This window comes from Calothrix sp. PCC 6303 (assembly GCF_000317435.1).
Classification (GTDB): Bacteria; Cyanobacteriota; Cyanobacteriia; order Cyanobacteriales; family Nostocaceae; genus PCC-6303.
Map to the genome: position 1 here is coordinate 800,190 of NC_019751.1, position 16,505 is coordinate 816,694.

The 16,505-nt window shown below is 39.7% G+C and carries 17 protein-coding genes; 2 read left to right on the forward strand and 15 right to left on the reverse strand.

Annotated elements, in window-relative coordinates; genetic code table 11:
* Positions 1-101: 101 nt before the first annotated feature.
* The 5 genes from CAL6303_RS03285 to CAL6303_RS28320 all read right to left on the reverse strand — a co-directional run bounded on the left by CAL6303_RS03285 (position 102) and on the right by CAL6303_RS28320 (position 3,529).
* Entirely contained in the window at positions 102-503 is a 402-nt protein-coding gene (locus CAL6303_RS03285) for a helix-turn-helix domain-containing protein (RefSeq protein ID WP_015196407.1), read from the reverse strand.
* Complete coding sequence (locus tag CAL6303_RS03290) at positions 487-786, reverse strand: type II toxin-antitoxin system HigB family toxin (protein ID WP_015196408.1); 300 nt, start codon at positions 784-786, stop codon at positions 487-489. Before CAL6303_RS03290 ends, CAL6303_RS03285 begins: the two co-directional genes overlap by 17 nt.
* Before the next feature lie 175 nt (positions 787-961).
* A complete protein-coding gene (locus CAL6303_RS03295; RefSeq protein ID WP_015196409.1) occupies positions 962-2,650 on the reverse strand; it encodes an iron uptake porin in 1,689 nt (562 codons plus the stop codon).
* A gap of 24 nt (positions 2,651-2,674) precedes the next feature.
* Positions 2,675-3,109 carry a lactoylglutathione lyase gene (gloA, locus tag CAL6303_RS03300; protein ID WP_041739034.1) on the reverse strand — a complete coding sequence of 145 codons (435 nt, stop codon included), beginning with the start codon at positions 3,107-3,109 and terminating at the stop codon, positions 2,675-2,677.
* 57 nt (positions 3,110-3,166) lie between these two features.
* Complete coding sequence (locus CAL6303_RS28320; RefSeq protein WP_015196411.1) at positions 3,167-3,529, reverse strand: hypothetical protein; 363 nt, start codon at positions 3,527-3,529, stop codon at positions 3,167-3,169.
* Positions 3,530-4,004: 475 nt separating this feature from the next.
* On the opposite strand from CAL6303_RS28320, the gene CAL6303_RS03315 reads away from it, so the two are divergent.
* Positions 4,005-4,946, forward strand: a complete 942-nt coding sequence (locus CAL6303_RS03315; RefSeq protein ID WP_015196412.1) for a bestrophin family protein — start codon at positions 4,005-4,007, stop codon at positions 4,944-4,946.
* A 27-nt stretch (positions 4,947-4,973) separates the two neighbouring features.
* Here the strand turns inward: CAL6303_RS03315 and CAL6303_RS03320 are convergent, their stop codons facing one another.
* Positions 4,974-5,747, reverse strand: coding sequence for an ABC transporter ATP-binding protein (locus tag CAL6303_RS03320; protein WP_015196413.1), 774 nt, complete (start codon positions 5,745-5,747; stop codon positions 4,974-4,976).
* The gene (locus tag CAL6303_RS03325; RefSeq protein ID WP_015196414.1) at positions 5,747-6,793 is read right to left on the reverse strand and encodes an ABC transporter substrate-binding protein; all 1,047 of its coding nucleotides are present in this window, start codon (positions 6,791-6,793) and stop codon (positions 5,747-5,749) included. The genes CAL6303_RS03320 and CAL6303_RS03325 overlap by 1 nt, the downstream gene beginning before the upstream one ends.
* A gap of 408 nt (positions 6,794-7,201) precedes the next feature.
* On the opposite strand from CAL6303_RS03325, the gene CAL6303_RS03330 reads away from it, so the two are divergent.
* Complete coding sequence (locus CAL6303_RS03330) at positions 7,202-9,211, forward strand: serine/threonine-protein kinase (RefSeq protein ID WP_015196415.1); 2,010 nt, start codon at positions 7,202-7,204, stop codon at positions 9,209-9,211.
* Positions 9,212-9,289: 78 nt separating this feature from the next.
* On the opposite strand, the gene CAL6303_RS03335 is transcribed toward CAL6303_RS03330, so the two are convergent.
* The 8 genes from CAL6303_RS03335 to CAL6303_RS03365 form a co-directional block, all read right to left on the reverse strand.
* Positions 9,290-10,243 carry a LysR family transcriptional regulator gene (locus tag CAL6303_RS03335; RefSeq protein WP_015196416.1) on the reverse strand — a complete coding sequence of 318 codons (954 nt, stop codon included), beginning with the start codon at positions 10,241-10,243 and terminating at the stop codon, positions 9,290-9,292.
* An 875-nt stretch (positions 10,244-11,118) separates the two neighbouring features.
* Entirely contained in the window at positions 11,119-11,928 is an 810-nt protein-coding gene (locus CAL6303_RS03340) for a BMC domain-containing protein (protein WP_015196417.1), read from the reverse strand.
* Between the two features lie 54 nt (positions 11,929-11,982).
* Positions 11,983-12,669: a carbon dioxide concentrating mechanism protein gene (locus CAL6303_RS03345; protein ID WP_015196418.1), complete on the reverse strand. Its 687-nt coding sequence runs from the start codon at positions 12,667-12,669 to the stop codon at positions 11,983-11,985.
* 161 nt (positions 12,670-12,830) lie between these two features.
* Positions 12,831-14,537, reverse strand: a complete 1,707-nt coding sequence (locus CAL6303_RS03350) for a ribulose bisphosphate carboxylase small subunit (RefSeq protein WP_015196419.1) — start codon at positions 14,535-14,537, stop codon at positions 12,831-12,833.
* 100 nt (positions 14,538-14,637) lie between these two features.
* Positions 14,638-14,940, reverse strand: coding sequence for a EutN/CcmL family microcompartment protein (locus CAL6303_RS03355; protein WP_015196420.1), 303 nt, complete (start codon positions 14,938-14,940; stop codon positions 14,638-14,640).
* Positions 14,941-14,948: 8 nt separating this feature from the next.
* Positions 14,949-15,293, reverse strand: a complete 345-nt coding sequence (locus CAL6303_RS03360; protein WP_015196421.1) for a carbon dioxide-concentrating mechanism protein CcmK — start codon at positions 15,291-15,293, stop codon at positions 14,949-14,951.
* A gap of 328 nt (positions 15,294-15,621) precedes the next feature.
* Positions 15,622-15,747 (reverse strand): hypothetical protein, encoded by a 126-nt coding sequence (locus CAL6303_RS31365; protein WP_255348445.1) that lies wholly within the window; start codon positions 15,745-15,747, stop codon positions 15,622-15,624.
* Between the two features lie 30 nt (positions 15,748-15,777).
* The gene (locus CAL6303_RS03365; RefSeq protein WP_015196422.1) at positions 15,778-16,086 is read right to left on the reverse strand and encodes a carbon dioxide-concentrating mechanism protein CcmK; all 309 of its coding nucleotides are present in this window, start codon (positions 16,084-16,086) and stop codon (positions 15,778-15,780) included.
* Between the last annotated feature and the right edge of the window lie 419 nt (positions 16,087-16,505).

A 16,505-nucleotide genomic window follows, 5' to 3' on the forward strand; every position in this document is an offset into this window, starting at 1 on the left:
AGAATTGTCAATCCTTTCAAAACTCCCTAAACCTGCCGCAGCATAAATTTGAAATACTTCTACTTTTTATCAATTGCTTTTATTTCAGTCCCTTACACAAGTCATATAAAAATACCAGGATCCACTTGAAAAAAATCTCCTAAAGCCTTCGCTTGTGCTTTGCTGATTTCCCGTTTCCCATTCACAACCTCTGAAACAATACCCTTAGAACCAACTATCCCAACTAAATCTGACTGTTTAATACCTCTTTGTTCCATCAAAAAAAGTAACATAGAATGAGGATTAGAAGCATCTCCAGGAGCATAATATTCCTGTTCAAATTTTTCAATTAGAGTAATTAGTAAATCATAAAGTTCATCTTCTTCAAGACTGCGATGTTGTTGATGCATTAACTTCTCAACAACTGCCAAAGCCTTTTCATTGTCCTCTTCAGTCCTAATTATTTTTGGTTGATGCTCAACTAATAACTCTTGATATTTCTGTGGATTAAAAGTAAGGGTCATTTTTCCAATTGTCCTTATCATACTCAGCATGAGTGAAAACGTACTTGATATAAATCAACTGTTTTTCATAATCGATACTCACGATTAATCTATATTTATTTCCTTTAATATTGAAAACAGTAAAATTACCAACTGCTTCTGTTTTCGGGAAAATAGATTGTACCTCAATCAAATTTGACCAGTTAGCTTTGAGCGCAACTTTGTACCAGTTATCAAGAGCATCTTGACAATCAGCGTGCTGTTCATAAAATTCTTTTAACCTTCGGTAGCTAATTACATGCATTTTCCACTGTATGATTATAACTTAATTTAGTTCTCACTATGAGAACTAAATTCACAGTATCACGATACTGGCAACGATTCTTAGGGAGTACTACATTAGGGTATGAATTTGTTGGTGTTGTTGAACAACAAGTAGAACACCTTTAGAGTTTCATAGTAATAGTTATTCTCGAATTCTAAAACGAGAAAACCGTCCTCAATGAACTTTGCCAAATCGTACCATTACTTTTATCGTTATCTGGGTTTGTAACCAGAGAAAACACTGGGGTAACGCTAATATTGTCATTTAATTGCAGATTATAAAATGCTTCAAAATTAGTTTGAGTGCTATTACCTAAATCACCTGTAATAAAAGGTTGACCAACTGCAACTCCTGCCAAAGTTCCTGGTATCACTACGTTGCGTCTTGTGACACCAACTGACCAACTGATGGGGGTTGCGTCAAAATCCCGATTAATAGCGGTATTAAAGCCTTGGTAACTCCCAATACCAAAGCGTCCAAAGATTCCTGTTTCTTTATTTAAACTATATTCTGTATTTAAACCAACTGCATTAATATCAGTATCATTCACTTGGGCGTTGGTATATTGTAGTTTTAGTCGCAACTTTTGACTGGGGTTATATTCCACCTCCACAGTTGCTTGATGTCCATCACCGGATATACCTTGATTCGGCTGATTTCCGTTCTTGGCAACGTAAAGCGATCGCATAATCAATTTAGGGCTAGGATTCCATACTACCACCCCCCCAGCACCGCCTTCTCGATCAATTTGGTTTTGAACAATTAAAGGGTTGTTGAGAAGCGCACCGGAACTAAAATCGGCAGCTTCATTGTTAGCGTATGAATTTTTATCTATAAAATCACGGGGTGAAATTTTTGCCCCGATGGTGACTTCTAAATCTTTCTGAGGACGAAAACTATAAGATAAACGTCTTAATCTCAGTTGGGAATCCACATCTGAATATTGCAATCCCCCAGCATTAGCAAGTAATCCAGCCGTACCCAAATAATTTAAACCCTCACGCTGTTCTTGGGCAACAGCATCACCACCATTATTACCGGATTCCAATTGTGTCACCAATAAATCTTGGGGTTGAAAACTCGTCAATAAATTTAAGCGAGTCCGAGAAACTAATGTATTTGCAGCACTACTACCTCCGGAAACCCCGACAATTTGCTGTCCCTGTAATTTCGTAGTTGTAGAAAATCTCTGTGCTTGAATTGTGGCAGCTTTCAACTCAGTTTGATCAATTCTTCGCTGCAATTCATCCAAAACCACCCGATACTCTTTTTGTAAACGTCGCAGTGTAATCGCATCCTGACGGATATACTCATCACCAATGGCATTTGCCACCAAATCCTCAACTTTATCGATAGTTATGGCTAAACCTGCGGCAAATTCGTATCGAGTCATCTGTTGATTGCCACGAAACTTACTATCGGGATATGCTGATAGAATTCCATAACGCTCCATCAAAGTTTTTAAAGCTTGATAAGCCCAATCTGTTGGTTTGACATCAGTAAGTTCATCAACCGTCGGTATTTTATCTAAAGCATTAAAATTTGTATTTTCCCCGTTATCAGGAATGCTGGAAAACTCTACCGATTCCACATCAACAGTTGGACAAGATATGGAAGTATGGCAAGATGTGACATCTTGTTGTCCCTGTATTTGTGTCTCAACTCCTTTCTCAGAATCAGATGCAGGGATAATATTTGCTAATTCAGCTAGTGATGGTAAACATAGTTGGCTAAAAGCACTACAGCCAACTATGCTACCAAATAGTAACTGAGGGGATGGTGTCTTGCACCTAGTTTGAATTTGTAAACCTGCTTTCAAAAAATCTTTGATACTCAACTCCATCACACCTCAATCGCTGGAAAAAACTTATTGATTTACCAATTGCTGACTAGTATCGTTTGTGCTAGCTGAACCCTGAGTACCCACCTGAATTAGTTCTATCTTATAACCATCTGGATCTTCAACAAAAGCAATCACAGTGGAACCATGTTTCATTGCCCCTGGTTCCCGTGTCACCTTCCCTCCAAGACTTTTTATTTGTTCGCAAGTTCCATAAATATCATCGACACCCAAGGCAATATGTCCGTAAGCGTTGCCTAATTCATATTTTTCAACACCCCAGTTGTGAGTTAACTCTAGCACTGAGGTTTCAGATTCATCTCCGTATCCTACAAAAGCCAAAGTAAATTTACCACTGGGGTAATCCTTTTGACGCAGTAATTTCATCCCCAGAATCTCACAGTAGAACTTCAATGATTCTTGAAGATTTCCCACTCGTAGCATTGTATGTAGTAAGCGCATAAGCAATTCCCGATAGTTCTCCTCATAGATCATAGTAATACAAGGGAATTATTACCATTAACTTTTAGAAGATAATCCCAGCAGTTGAGTATCAACTGAGTTTATATACTCTTGATTACTTAAAGTAGCAGCAGGTAATAAATTAGCTTTAATTCCAGCTTCCACCAAGTTTTTACCATGAACATTCATTTGATGAGATGCCGAAATAAAGGTACCATAACTAGGAATACCTTGATTTTTTAAGTAACCTTGATAGGCGAGATAAACAAGACGGAAAGGAGTTAATTGAACAGGACTGCTGTTTTGTAATGTTTGGCTAGCATCTAACATTTTTTCATGTCTTGACTGTGCTTGGGCAGGATTAACAGTAGCGATAAAGAGTAGCATTACAGATAAACTAGCAGTAATTAGGCGTTTCATATTTGTTCAACCTCGATTCCTTAACTTAATTCTTAGTATCTGGTTGAAAGCTGAATCTAACCTGATGTAAATCTGAGAGAATCCTAAGAATTTAGTTAGTGCTCAGTGAAAAAATAGATAAATCAGCTAGAACACTGCTTTAAGACTATTTATTTACTGTAAATGCGATCTATTGCATGTTTCTGGAAACGGATACCCAATGGCATAATTAGCTTTTGTGTAGTGATAAATGGTAAAACTGGTGGCGGATAACTGTTTATGAGTTAAACAGATGGCTAGTACGTCAAGGCAGTAGTGAGTAGGCAGTAGGCAGACGGGGAAAGCCGTTTATTACTGCACCTTTCATGGTCAAATAATGGTCTAGTTATTTACGCTATGCTGTACTAGAGAGGGATAAATTTGACCAAACTTTGTTTAAAATTGGTATAAATAGGATGCTAATCAAATCTCATCACTAAGATCTTTTTCCAAATATATGGCTGAGAAAAAACTAAGATGGTCAACAATTATTTTGCAAAGCAAAGGGTCAATTATCAGTATTGTTTATAAACATGTCATTGCCTGCGGTACTTTTGGATTATTCATTTCAATTCTGTACTATTATAAATTACCAGTTTCTCAGCCTATTCTCCAAAATGTAATTCCTAGTATTGTACTTGGTTTATTATTAGTATTACGTACAAATACAGCCTACGATAGATTTTGGGAAGGTCGGAAAGCTTGGGGTTCTATTGTGAATAATGTTCGCAATTTAGCAAGACAAATTTTGGTATCTATTCAGGAAAATGCACCTGAAGATAGAGTAGAAAAAATAGCTATTCTCAATTTCTTAGTTGCCTTTGCTGTCACTACTAAGTTACATTTGCGCGGGGAAAAGATACATAATGAGTTGGAAGAGTTAGTTACAAATCGTCAATGTCTGAAGTTGAAGAATATTAACCACGCACCTTTAGAAGTTGCTTTCTGGATTGGAGATTATCTTGAGCAACAGCATCGTTCTAAACGTATTGATAGTTATCAATTAACATTAATGCAGGAATTAATAAATAATTTAGTCGATAGTTTAGGTGCTTGTGAACGTATCTTGCGTACACCGATGCCTGTAGCTTATTCGATTCATCTGCGACAACTATTACTACTATACTGTTTGCTGCTACCTTTTCAACTAGTACAGAGTTTAGGTTGGTGGACTTGTATGATTACGGCTTTAATTAGTTTTACGTTGTTTGGAATTGAGGCGATTGGAATTCAAATTGAAGATCCTTTTGGTCATGATAGCAATGATTTGCCTTTGGATAATATTTGTAAGACGATGAAACGTAATATTGATGATTTAATTAGTTTTAATTCAGGTAGTTATGCCAGAGTTAATGATGATAATGATTTACCGACATCAATTACAAGTAGGATAATATAAAAAATTAATATAGATGGTGGAACGTCTCTACCGAGTTAGATTGCTTCCTGGATTTTCAAGCATCAAATATTGGGAAATATCCCGACAATGTTGGTTATATATCGATGAAGTGCGAAACTCTTGACTGCGGGGATAGGGTGCGTCTATTTCTATCTCTGCAACAATACGTCCGGGTTTTGCACCCATTACCAAGACACGCTGAGATAAGTATACTGCTTCATAGATATTGTGGGTGACAAAAACCACTGTCCACTGGTGTCGCTGAGATAAATCCAATAACTCTGTATTAAGTCTACTGCGGGTGATTTCGTCTAAAGCGCCAAATGGTTCATCCATCAGCAGGATATCAGGATTTTGTACCAATGCCCTAGCTATGGATACTCGCATTTTCATCCCCCCAGATAACTGACGGGGGTAGTTATCCTCAAAACCCTTTAATCCGACTTGTGCGATCGCATGTTGAATTCTAGTGCTAATATCTCGTTGTGGTAGCCGCGCCAGTTTCAATGGTAAAGCCACATTTTCCCTCACGTTTGCCCAAGGTAACAGTGCAGCATCCTGAAAGACAAATGCTAATTTTTGCTTTGCTTGACTTTTACCCCAATTAATAGTTCCAGAACTCGGTTGTCCCAATCCAGCGATAATTCGTAATATTGTACTTTTTCCACATCCAGATGCACCCACCAAGCTGAGAAATTCTGACTCTTTGATACTGAAACTCACATCTTTTAAGGCAATGTTACCATTACCGTAAACTTTGCCAATGTGATTCAGGGTAATAGCAGGGTTATCATCTCGCATTAGGATTTATAGTAACTTGTTCCTTTGTTGACAAATTTCAAAGAATATGCATCTTTGTATTTGACGCTATTATCAAAAACACCCGCTTGCACCATATTATTAAAGAAAGATTCCCAGCGTTCAGCAGTCATTGCCCCAATTCCCAATTGTTGAGCATCACCTCCCAAAATTAAGCCGCTATCCTTCATTTTTTGAATACTAAAGCTAATTTGCTCATCTGTCATACTAGGATTAGCTTGCTTAATCAAATTATTACCGGGAATTGGATCCTCTAAATAGCTATACCAGCCTTTAATGGAGGCATCAAGAAACCTTTGCACCAAATCTGGATTTTTTTCGACTAACTTATTTGTAGTTTGAATCGTGAAATTATAGGAGTTATAACCATAATCAGCCAGTAGCATCACCACAGGATCAAATCCACCTTTCTTCTTAATATCAAAGGGTTCAGCAGTAATAATTCCCTGTTGAATAATATTTTTATCTTTTAAAAATGGTTGAAGATCAAAGTTGTAAGGACGTTTTTGATCATCTGTAAATCCATATTTTGCTTTTAAAAAGGGCCAATAGTTAGCATCAGCAGCAGCAGCAACCAAAATTGGTTTTCCCTTGAGTTTTTCTAGAGAATCATTTCCCATTCCTGGATGGGCAATCAGTACCAGGGGGTCTCTTTGAAAGATAGCAGCTACTGTCACCTTGGGTACAGAATCCTTAACGGCATTAATTGCCTCCCCACTATGTGCCATAGTTAAATCAGTGGCTCCCCCTATCAACAATAAATTATAGTTGCCGCGAGGTCCTGCCGGTTTGATTATGACATCTAAACCATGATCTTGATAAATTCCCGTGGCTACAGCTTGATAAAAACCACCATACTCAGCTTCAGCAACCCAACTGAGGCTAAATATTACCTTATCGAGTCCACCCTTAGTTTTAGGATTAGGTGCGGAATTACTAGATGTGACTTTGGCACTAGTCCCGCAAGCTACCAGAGTGCCAGTACCAACTGTCATGGAGCTATATTTCAAGAATTGGCGACGATTCATAGTTCTTCAGCTATATTGCTGTCTTATACCATTTTTAGGTGAATTTGCAAATATATATAGACAAATTGTAAATTGTAATTGCCTATATGATTAATATGGCAGTTGAGGGATAATTTTTACATGAGTAACCATTCAAAATTAAGTGCATTTTCAAAGGCAGTAGGAAATAAGAAACAAATTAGCAGGGTTTTTGTGCGTTAGCTTCTTATATAGATGGCTAAATAAGAAAAAATATAGAAAACAAAATCCAGGAGTCGCAATTATCTATCTATGTTTAGCTCAAAAAGTAGGGGTAAGTTTGTCAAGCTGAGGCTTAATTATAGAAAAACTCTGACTCTGTTCTCCACCATCAAGCTATAAATATCATCCAGAAATATCATCCAGGCTGAAGATACTATTTAAAAAATTATGAGTTTTTGCATTAATCCCCACTGTACCAAACCCCAAAACACTGACACAACTCTATTTTGTCAGAGTTGCGGTTCGGAATTGCTGCTAGAAGGACGCTATCGAGTTATCAACTATTTGGGTGGTGGTGGGTTTGGGAAAACTTATGAAGTGCTGGGACGTGATAATAGTCGTCAGGTTTTAAAGGTTCTCCTCCACAATTATCCCAAGGCTGTATCCCTGTTTCAACAAGAAGCTCAGGTATTGAGCCAGTTGGATCATCCGGGTATCCCCAAAGGAAATGGGTACTTTACTTTTTTACCAAACAATGCTGTAGAGCCTTTACATTGTTTGGTGATGGAAAAAATTGAAGGTTTGAATCTAGAACAATATTTACAACAGCGGAAAAACGCACCAATAAGCCAAGATTTAGCTGTAGAATGGCTGAATCAATTATTTAATATACTTCACAAAGTTCATAGTCAGAATTTCTTTCACCGAGACATAAAACCCTCCAATATCATGCTTAAAGGTGATGGGCAATTGGTTTTAATTGATTTTGGTGCAGCGAGGGAAGTCACATCTACATATATTGCCAAACAAGCAATTGGACAAATTACAGGAATTAGTTCTCCTGGATATACTCCACCGGAACAGTTAAATGGACAAGCAGTATTAAATTCTGATTTTTTTGCGGTTGGACGTACCTTTGCATTCTTACTAACGGGAAAAACACCAACTGACCCCGATATTTATGATCCAAATTCTGATGAACTGCGTTGGCAGAATTTTGCCCCAGGAATTTCCACACTTTTAGCTAATTTAATTAACGATTTGATGCGACGTTCTCCAAGTCAACGTCCCCAAAGTACCCAAGAAATTTTACAACGTTTGGGAATGGTAGAGAAGGAGTTGCGGAAATATCACGCTACTACCGTTGGTTATAAAACATCGAATAATCAGCGTTGGGGTAATCAGGTTTTGGGTGGATTGAGATTTCCCCGAATATCTGCCAAAACAATTGCTGTTGCTGCTGCATTTATTGCCGCTGTGGTAATTTTAACAGCTATTCCCTTCTACCTTGGCACCGACTTCATGTCGATGGTGTTGCCGAGTCAATCAGAAAAATGGGCAAAAAAACTGACTTTGGCAAATACCCTAACTGGACATGCGGAGGCAATTTCTTCGATTGCCATAACTCCGAATGGGGAAACCATCGCTAGTGGAAGTCATGATCAAACAATTAAATTGTGGAATTCCCAAACTGGTAAGCTGATACGTACCATTTATGGACATACACTTCCAGTTTCAGCGGTGGCAATTAGTCCTGATGGACAGCAATTGGTGAGTGGAAGTTTGGATGAAACCATTAAGCAGTGGGAATTAAATAGTGGTAAACAAATTCGCAGCTTAAAGACAGATGGGTACGTCGCGTGGAATAATGCGATCGCAATCACCAAAGATGGGCAAACTTTAGCTACTGGTGGTACAGATAAAACCATCCGGTTGTGGAATTTTACCACCGGACAACGACTACGTACCCTCTATGGGCATAATCTACCTGTTCTATCACTTGCCATCAGTCCCAATAGTCAAACCCTCGCAAGTGGAAGCACCGATAGAACTGTGCGACTTTGGAATATTACCAGTGGACAACAAACTCAGTCAATTTCCGTGCATACAGGTTGGGTAACTGCTGTTGCTTTCACCCCCGACAACCAAACTCTAGTGAGTGGGAGTCTTGACAAAAGCATCAAAGTATGGAAGGTAAATACAGGGGAATTAGTTAAAACCTTAGCTGGACATTCCTATTCTGTATTATCCCTGGCAGTGAGTCCCGATGGGAAAATTCTCGCTAGCGGGGGTTTAGATGGGGAGATTCGGTTATGGAACTTAGAAACAGGAAAACTTGTACATGTTATGTCTTCAGCACATAGTGGACAAGTTATTTCCCTAAGCATTAGCCAAGATGGTAGTACCTTGATTAGTGGTGGTGCAGATAATACTATCAAAGTTTGGCGATCGCGTTGATTAGCGATCGCTTGTTTGAGTGCTGAAGCGAGAAAAAATGCTAGGCAATCAATTTACCTCAACATTCACCACTTCTTGCTACGCATCAGTCAGAACTCTCTCCTGTTTTTCCGAAATGACATCAAGTAAAGAGTTTTTCTCTGCAAATGGTCTAGCAGCATTTAACAAATAGTCACAATAAGTGCGGGCAACAATTGATAGCTGTTTACCATTAGGGTATACCATAAACCAATCCCGTTTAATGGGAAATTCCTCAACATCAAGAATTACTAAGTCTCCTATTTCTGGTAACAAAGTATGTCTTGACAAAACCGAAATTCCTAAACCTCCGGCAATTGCCTGTTTAATAGCTTCATTACTTCCTAATTCCAGCTTGACTTTAACAACTACTTCATGTTTCTCAAACAGAGTTTGAATTGCCCTACGTGTCCCTGAACCTGGTTCCCGCATAATAAAAGGTTCATCAGCAAGTCGTTGAATCGGAATATTTTTTTCTTTTGCCAATGGGTGATTCAATGGTGCTAAAACCACCAAAGGATTTTCGAGAAAAGGTTCGTAATTTACATCAAGATGTTCTGGAACCTGACTCATAATATAAACATCATCCAGATTAGCAGTCATTCGCTCAACAATTCCTTCATGGTTACTAACCTTTAAAGAAATATCGATTCCTGGATAAAGATCGCAAAATGCACCCAATAATCTTGGGATGAAGTACTTTGCAGTTGTAATAACTGATAACTTTAATTGCCCTTGCTTTAATCCTTTCAAATCAGCAACTTTCATCTCAAACTGAGCAATTGTTTCAAATATTTGCTGACAAGTTGCAAATAACTCTCTTCCTGCTTCAGTTAAAAATAAACGCTTCCCAACCTGCTCAAATAGTGGCAATCCCACTGATTTCGTTAGTTGTTTAATTTGCATTGAAACTGTTGGCTGAGTTAAAAATAACTCCTCAGCCGCACGAGTAAAACTAGAGTGACGTGCTGCTGCTTCAAAGACTTTTAGTTGATGTAATGTAGCTTGATTCATCGATGTGTAGCCTAAAATATAAACTAAAGGGAAATTTATTTGGATGATGAAGCTATTAGTTTCATCGGTACAAAATGATATTCTTTATGGAGAATCATAAAGGTTGAAAAGATATTTTAATTACTTTTGTAGATAGTAACTAAAGTCTAACCATTTCAAAGCTAATTAATTATCTATAAGTCAGCATAGGCACTACTATTAATAATGCCAATGAATGTGTGATTTATACTTGTTACCACCGTAGACTATCACATCATGCCATCAAAAATCAGCAAAATCAAAAATTTTATCTATAGATAGATTGCCCTCTATTAATACTATTAGAATAAAATCTATTTATTAATCTTGCTTATTGTTTATTATGAGCTATCTTAGTTAATATACCTTCCAACTTAACTTACATATCTAGTAGAATAAATGCTTGATTGGAATAGAAACCCCGTAATCAATAAGTCGAGAGAATTAGGGTTTTAATAACAATTTTTGTGTTAGCGAAGCTTGCCCGTAGGGTTAGCTGCGTAGAATTTAACCCCACCCTGAATCTTCCCTCTAACGGGAAGGGAACATGATATAATTTTACTCATCTTCAGGTTAATTAGGGATTTCCAATTAACAAATTATCCCATATTCAGAGCGCCATGTCTTGCACCCCTATAGGTTAATTGGGGCTTTGAGATAATTTATTTTCTGGTATTCCCTTGCGTCCATCTTCATATTGAATTAGTGTAATTTCGTCAAAGTAGTATTTTACTGCCGCTATGCTACACTAAATTGCCTTAATTGAGGATGCTATGGACAGATTATAGATGGGATTATAATTAGCTGATAGTTAGTCAAACTTAACTTATCGGCAGCGTTTTTCTACTAGTATATTTTTACAAATATTCTGTAATTTTAGAGGGTAATTTGGATAAATCAGGCAACTCTAATATCTCAGCTTCTACAACTACTTCTTTTTCCTTTTCTTTGATGCTCAATGGAATATTTATCGTCTGAGATATCGGCTGGGATTTCTCAACCCAACAACTAGCAACTGGCAAAGTATTTTCAAGTTCATCCAAAGGTCTAGGAATAACCATTACCGCACTAAGTTCACCAATTCTTTCTGCTTCATTCATTCCTGCTTCTACAGCAACGGCAACATTTGCTACTGTCCCGCGAATAATTGCCGTACACAAACCCCCACCAATTTTTTCATAAGCTGCTAACTGTACTTCTGCGGCTTTGAGCATCGCGTCTGCTGCCCCCACCATCGCCGGGAATCCCCTTGTTTCTACTAGACCGATGGCTAGATTGCTCAAGCGGCTCTGAGAACCTCCCTCTGCGAAGTCTTTGAGGCGATTGGTGATTGGTAGGACTATATTTAAGTTGGGATATGGGCGGGGAATTACTAAACTAGATACAAATTGACCAAAATCTTTAGCAGTTCGTTCTCCGGCTTCCACGGCTAAACGTACATCAGCGATACCACCCCGAATAATGGCAGTACAATGAGCATCGCCGATTTTTTCGTAACCAATGAGGTAAACTCCAGCAGACTTTAACATCATGTCAGCTGTGCCGACAATTGCCGGGAAACTGCGTGTTGATACTAAGCCTAAAGCACCTTCAAGAGATTTTTCTCGTCGTGCAGCTTGATTTGCGCCATGATTTGTGCTAATAGAACGTTGATTGTATACATCCATCTGAATTCTCCAGGATAATCAACTCATACTCTAACTATGTAACACTTATTCAGGCTATTCGTCGTCAGATAGGGGTTTATTTAATGACTGCCTGTGGGGGAATAGGGTGACTAGCAAACGTTGGACGCTACTTTGTCCGTAAATATTCGCGCCGAAGTTGTTAGGTGTTTCTGAGGGGGGTTCGGTTTGGGGAGGTACTGCAAGTTCTTCTTCCGAATTACTAACAGCGGTTAAGTTATCTTTGTTAGCTTCTGGTTTGATTTCTGGTTTGATTTCTGGTTGTTGATTTTTTGGTGATTCAGCCCAAAGATCATCCTCTAGTTGTAATTCTGGTTCTGGTTTTGGTTCACTGCTAGGTAAAGCTGGCTGAGAATGTGACTCGCTGATTACCCGACTTTGATCTCCAATAATTGAACCGGGGGGAACTACTTGTTTGGGGGCAACAGAACTATTAAAAACAGTTGTTGCAGAACCGATGCAAGAGTTAGCACCGATTGTTCCTGAGCCAATCATCAAAAAACCAGCACCGATACTCACACCAGCTTCTACTAGCAATGTTCCTCTATCAACTTGGAGGATAGCCCCCATACCAATGCAGACACCTTGACTAATGACGATTCTACTATTTGCAGCTGCTTGGAATATGACCCCTGGTGCGACAACTGCGCTGGGATGAATCTTGACTTCGCCACTGATGTAAGAATCAATGCGATCGCATAAATACAGTGGCGGCACTGTCATAAAAAATCGTTACCTTGGAGCGGGAAAGTGTAGAAGTTGCGAAGTTGGGAGTGCTGATATTTAGAGTTCCAACAACTCAGCACTCTCAACAGTTATCAGTTATCAGTTAAATTGTCCAGCATATATTTAAACTACTGTTTACTGTTCACTGATTCAATTGGTTATGGACGTTGAACAATCAATTCTAAAACACGGCGCTTTGCTTTAGGATCAATGCCAATTAAACGAACATAATCGCCTGGATGTTCAGATATATATCCTTGGAGTGTGGCAGCGGCTTGACGATCTGATGATGCCTCAATTTGTCCGCAAGTTTGCCAGGTTCCTGTACGGAAACGGCGTGCATCTACGTATTCAGCGCTAATTTTATAGCCACCAGATACTAATTGTCGGAGGTGATCTAAAACTTCCGAGGGTAAGCCGTTGCTGCTACTGGTGGCAGCGGGGGAAGAGTAAGAACTATTGCTGGCAGTGCTAGCAGTAAATGACTTGGTTGCACTGCTTCCAGCGGGGGCAACGATGCCGTCAGGACGTTGAATAATGCTTTCTAAGATGCGGCGTTTTGCTTTAGCATCAATTCCAATGAGGCGAACGTATTCTCCTTGATGCTCACGTAGGCAATTTTCCAATGCTGCCATGACTTCGTTGATGGAAGTGGATGTTATGGGTTGACAACTTTGCCAACTTCCTGTACGAAAACGACGTTCATCTACATATTCGCTGCCGATTTTGTAACCGCCTGCTAATAGCTGGCGAACTTGATCGACGATTTCACCACCGACTTTGCCGTTACCGTTGGAGTTGCCGTTGCTATGACCATTAGAGCTACCATTGCTGCTGTAGCTGGCTGGTTTGGCAGATGGGGCTTTAAAACCTGTAGCTGTACCGCCTGCTGCTCCATCTGGACGAGCGATAATTGTTTCTAAAACTCGCCGTTTTCCGTTGGGGTCAATCCCAAATAAACGGATATATTCGCCCCTGTGTTCGCTGACACATGATTCTAATGCTGACATTGCTTCGTTAAGCGATCGCGCTTCGATTGGACTGCAACTTGTCCAAGATCCTGTACGGAAACGTCGCCCGTCTACATGCTCAGTACCAATTTTAAATCCTTGTTGCAGTAAATAGCGTACCTGATCAACTGTTTCCCCGCCCAAGCTAGTTATCGCCACCTCATCGCTCCTTTCTTCAAAAGCAAAACTAAAATTGTTAACTGTGTTACTTGTATAAGACTTAGCTAATTCATCCCGAATGGGTGTAATACATTTGCTATCCGCAGCACAGAGATAACCAGTCCTTAAAGCTTGGTTGATACCAACTACATGGTGTGCAAAATCCTTGTCTGCATCCTGTACATCTGGCAACCTATCTGCTTGGTGTTGACTGGTAATCACCGCCCCTGAAGGTATATACTTTCCAGGGGGAATTTCCACATCCTGAATCAGCGCGTGCATCATGACGATACAACCCTCACCCACTTTCGCATTAAATACTGTCGAACGGAAGCCTATGAAACAGCCATCTCCGACGTAACATGGTCCGTGAATCAGTGCCATGTGGGTGATACAGGCATTTTTACCAATCCATACCGAGTAATCCTGTTGATCGTCGCCAACGACGCGACCTTGCTCCAAGCCATGGATTACAACACCATCTTGGAGATTTGTATTTTCACCGATATAAAATGGTGTACCCTCATCTGCCCGAATCGAAGTACCTGGCGCAACAATTACGTTTGCCCCAACTACCACATCCCCAATGATATTGGAAAACGAATGCACGAACGCCGTTGGATGGATAGCTGGTTCTGCTAAATCACTTGACCACGGGGTTGGGGGTGCCGCCTGCGCTACGCTGCGGACTGCCATTACTAGATTCCTCCTGAAATTAGCTTTAGTCAAAGGTTAAAAAGTTAGCCGCCTCTGGACTAGCTAACATTACGTCTTATTCGGACTTTTGACTTTGAATTTATCGATACTGATCTTTTTTACTGTAAACAAGTCGGTCTTCAATGCGAACTGAGTCAATTATGGCTATGACTGCCGCATCTATAGGACGTTTTTCGTTCCCAAGAATTTGACGCGAGGCACTTCCCACGCTATAAAGTACCCACTCGTCAAGCCCTGCACCTACGTTATCTGCTGCTACTTCGTATTTTGGTAGCAGGTTCCCTTCTTCGTCTACTACTTGCAACATGAGTAGTTTTGTGCCTTGCAAACTTGGGTCTTTTTGCGTGCTAACTACCGTACCCCGTACTTTCGCAATTTGCATTACTCAATCTATGGTCTTCTACCAAAAGAGCGAATGGAGTTGACGTTTTCGCGGAATTGTTCTACGTCTTCGGTGTAACGAATTGGTAGTACATATTCTAGGTTCTCGTGGGGACGAGCAATGATGTGGGTTGATAGTACTTGTCCACCGCTCACACGCTTGACTGATTCCACACCTGCCCCAACTGAAGCTTGTACTTCTGAGACATCACCACGAACAATTACTGTCACGCGACCACTACCGATTTTCTCGTAACCTACTAAGGTGACACGAGCGGCTTTCACCATCGCGTCAGCGGCTTCTACCACTGCTGGAAAGCCTAAAGTTTCTACCATTCCTACTGCAATTGACATTTTTTAATCCTTAAATTCAGTAAATCAGTATCTTGATTTTTTGTAGACAATTCAAAGCGAACCCAAGCAACAATGGGAAAGAACCCAGTTAATTTCAAATTTTGGATTTAGAGATTACCTTTAACCACTGAGGGATGTCTATGCCCATTGGCGGATGACAGCGATCGCGTTTTACGGAATCTAGACTTTTGACAGTTGTCAGTTGCAAGCTGTCAGTTATCAATCATGTATTTATCCTGGGTTCAAATTGCCCCGCATGATCCTTTTCAGTGGGTACAATCCCTATCTGAAACTCTGATAACTTTTCACTGCTCACTGTTCACTGATTTTATCTAACTATTTCTCTCAACCGAACATTTAATTCTCTGGCTTCCAACTTCGTCACCTTTGATGTCGCCTCCACATCTTGGTTACTTAAGCCTCGGACTGCACCACTCCAACTGGAGTATTGCAATCCCCAGCAACATGACTAACCAATACTTCCCTAACTTCGGAACTGCTCCACTGCTTCAGTGTAACGAATTGGCAGCACATATTCTAAATTTTCATGGGGACGGGCAATAATATGGGTTGAAAGAACTTCACCACCATTTACCCGACGCGCAGCTTCAATTCCTGCTGACACAGAAGCTTGTACTTCTGAGACATCACCACGGACAATTACGGTGACACGCGCGCTTCCAATTTTTTCATATCCCACCAGGGTGACACGAGCAGCTTTCACCATCGCATCAGCGGCTTCTACAACCGCTGGAAAACCTTTTGTTTCAATCATTCCAACCGCAATTGGCATCGCAAGGACTCCTAAGAAAATTAACGCAGTTTCAGCACTTGAGGATTTTTTGGACGGGGATGCTCATATTGAGCTTTTCATTTCCCTTTTATAAGCATAGAAAAGCTTGGCACCCCTGGCAATATAAATTACTATAATAGTTTATGATAAAATAGTTTTAGAAAACTTAACATAAATTATCTGTAGAATTATAGCCGCTAAAGTACATTCATTTTATGGTGTCAGCAGTTATGTTTTATAATTTTTTTATATCTATGGCTAAAGCCAATTAATGGGGGTGGTGAAAACTATCCTTGGTAAAACTGACAAAAACCAAAAGGTTAATACCACAGCATCTACCATAATCTGTCGTAAATTTAAAACAATCCTTTAAAACTAGGGATAAGTTTTCATTATTTGTCCGATAATTGCAGTTTGTG

Excerpts from the sequence above, each read along its gene's own strand:
- CAL6303_RS03285 (WP_015196407.1), bottom strand. The coding sequence starts at position 503 with ATGACCCTTACTTTTAATCCACAGAAATATCAAGAGTTATTAGTTGAG.
- CAL6303_RS03290 (WP_015196408.1), bottom strand. The coding sequence starts at position 786 with ATGCATGTAATTAGCTACCGAAGGTTAAAAGAATTTTATGAACAGCAC.
- CAL6303_RS03295 (WP_015196409.1), bottom strand. The coding sequence starts at position 2,650 with ATGGAGTTGAGTATCAAAGATTTTTTGAAAGCAGGTTTACAAATTCAA.
- gloA (WP_041739034.1), bottom strand. The coding sequence starts at position 3,109 with ATGCGCTTACTACATACAATGCTACGAGTGGGAAATCTTCAAGAATCA.
- CAL6303_RS28320 (WP_015196411.1), bottom strand. The coding sequence starts at position 3,529 with ATGAAACGCCTAATTACTGCTAGTTTATCTGTAATGCTACTCTTTATC.
- CAL6303_RS03315 (WP_015196412.1), top strand. The coding sequence starts at position 4,005 with ATGGCTGAGAAAAAACTAAGATGGTCAACAATTATTTTGCAAAGCAAA.
- CAL6303_RS03320 (WP_015196413.1), bottom strand. The coding sequence starts at position 5,747 with ATGCGAGATGATAACCCTGCTATTACCCTGAATCACATTGGCAAAGTT.
- CAL6303_RS03325 (WP_015196414.1), bottom strand. The coding sequence starts at position 6,793 with ATGAATCGTCGCCAATTCTTGAAATATAGCTCCATGACAGTTGGTACT.
- CAL6303_RS03330 (WP_015196415.1), top strand. The coding sequence starts at position 7,202 with ATGAGTTTTTGCATTAATCCCCACTGTACCAAACCCCAAAACACTGAC.
- CAL6303_RS03335 (WP_015196416.1), bottom strand. The coding sequence starts at position 10,243 with ATGAATCAAGCTACATTACATCAACTAAAAGTCTTTGAAGCAGCAGCA.
- CAL6303_RS03340 (WP_015196417.1), bottom strand. The coding sequence starts at position 11,928 with ATGGATGTATACAATCAACGTTCTATTAGCACAAATCATGGCGCAAAT.
- CAL6303_RS03345 (WP_015196418.1), bottom strand. The coding sequence starts at position 12,669 with ATGACAGTGCCGCCACTGTATTTATGCGATCGCATTGATTCTTACATC.
- CAL6303_RS03350 (WP_015196419.1), bottom strand. The coding sequence starts at position 14,537 with ATGGCAGTCCGCAGCGTAGCGCAGGCGGCACCCCCAACCCCGTGGTCA.
- CAL6303_RS03355 (WP_015196420.1), bottom strand. The coding sequence starts at position 14,940 with ATGCAAATTGCGAAAGTACGGGGTACGGTAGTTAGCACGCAAAAAGAC.
- CAL6303_RS03360 (WP_015196421.1), bottom strand. The coding sequence starts at position 15,293 with ATGTCAATTGCAGTAGGAATGGTAGAAACTTTAGGCTTTCCAGCAGTG.
- CAL6303_RS03365 (WP_015196422.1), bottom strand. The coding sequence starts at position 16,086 with ATGCCAATTGCGGTTGGAATGATTGAAACAAAAGGTTTTCCAGCGGTT.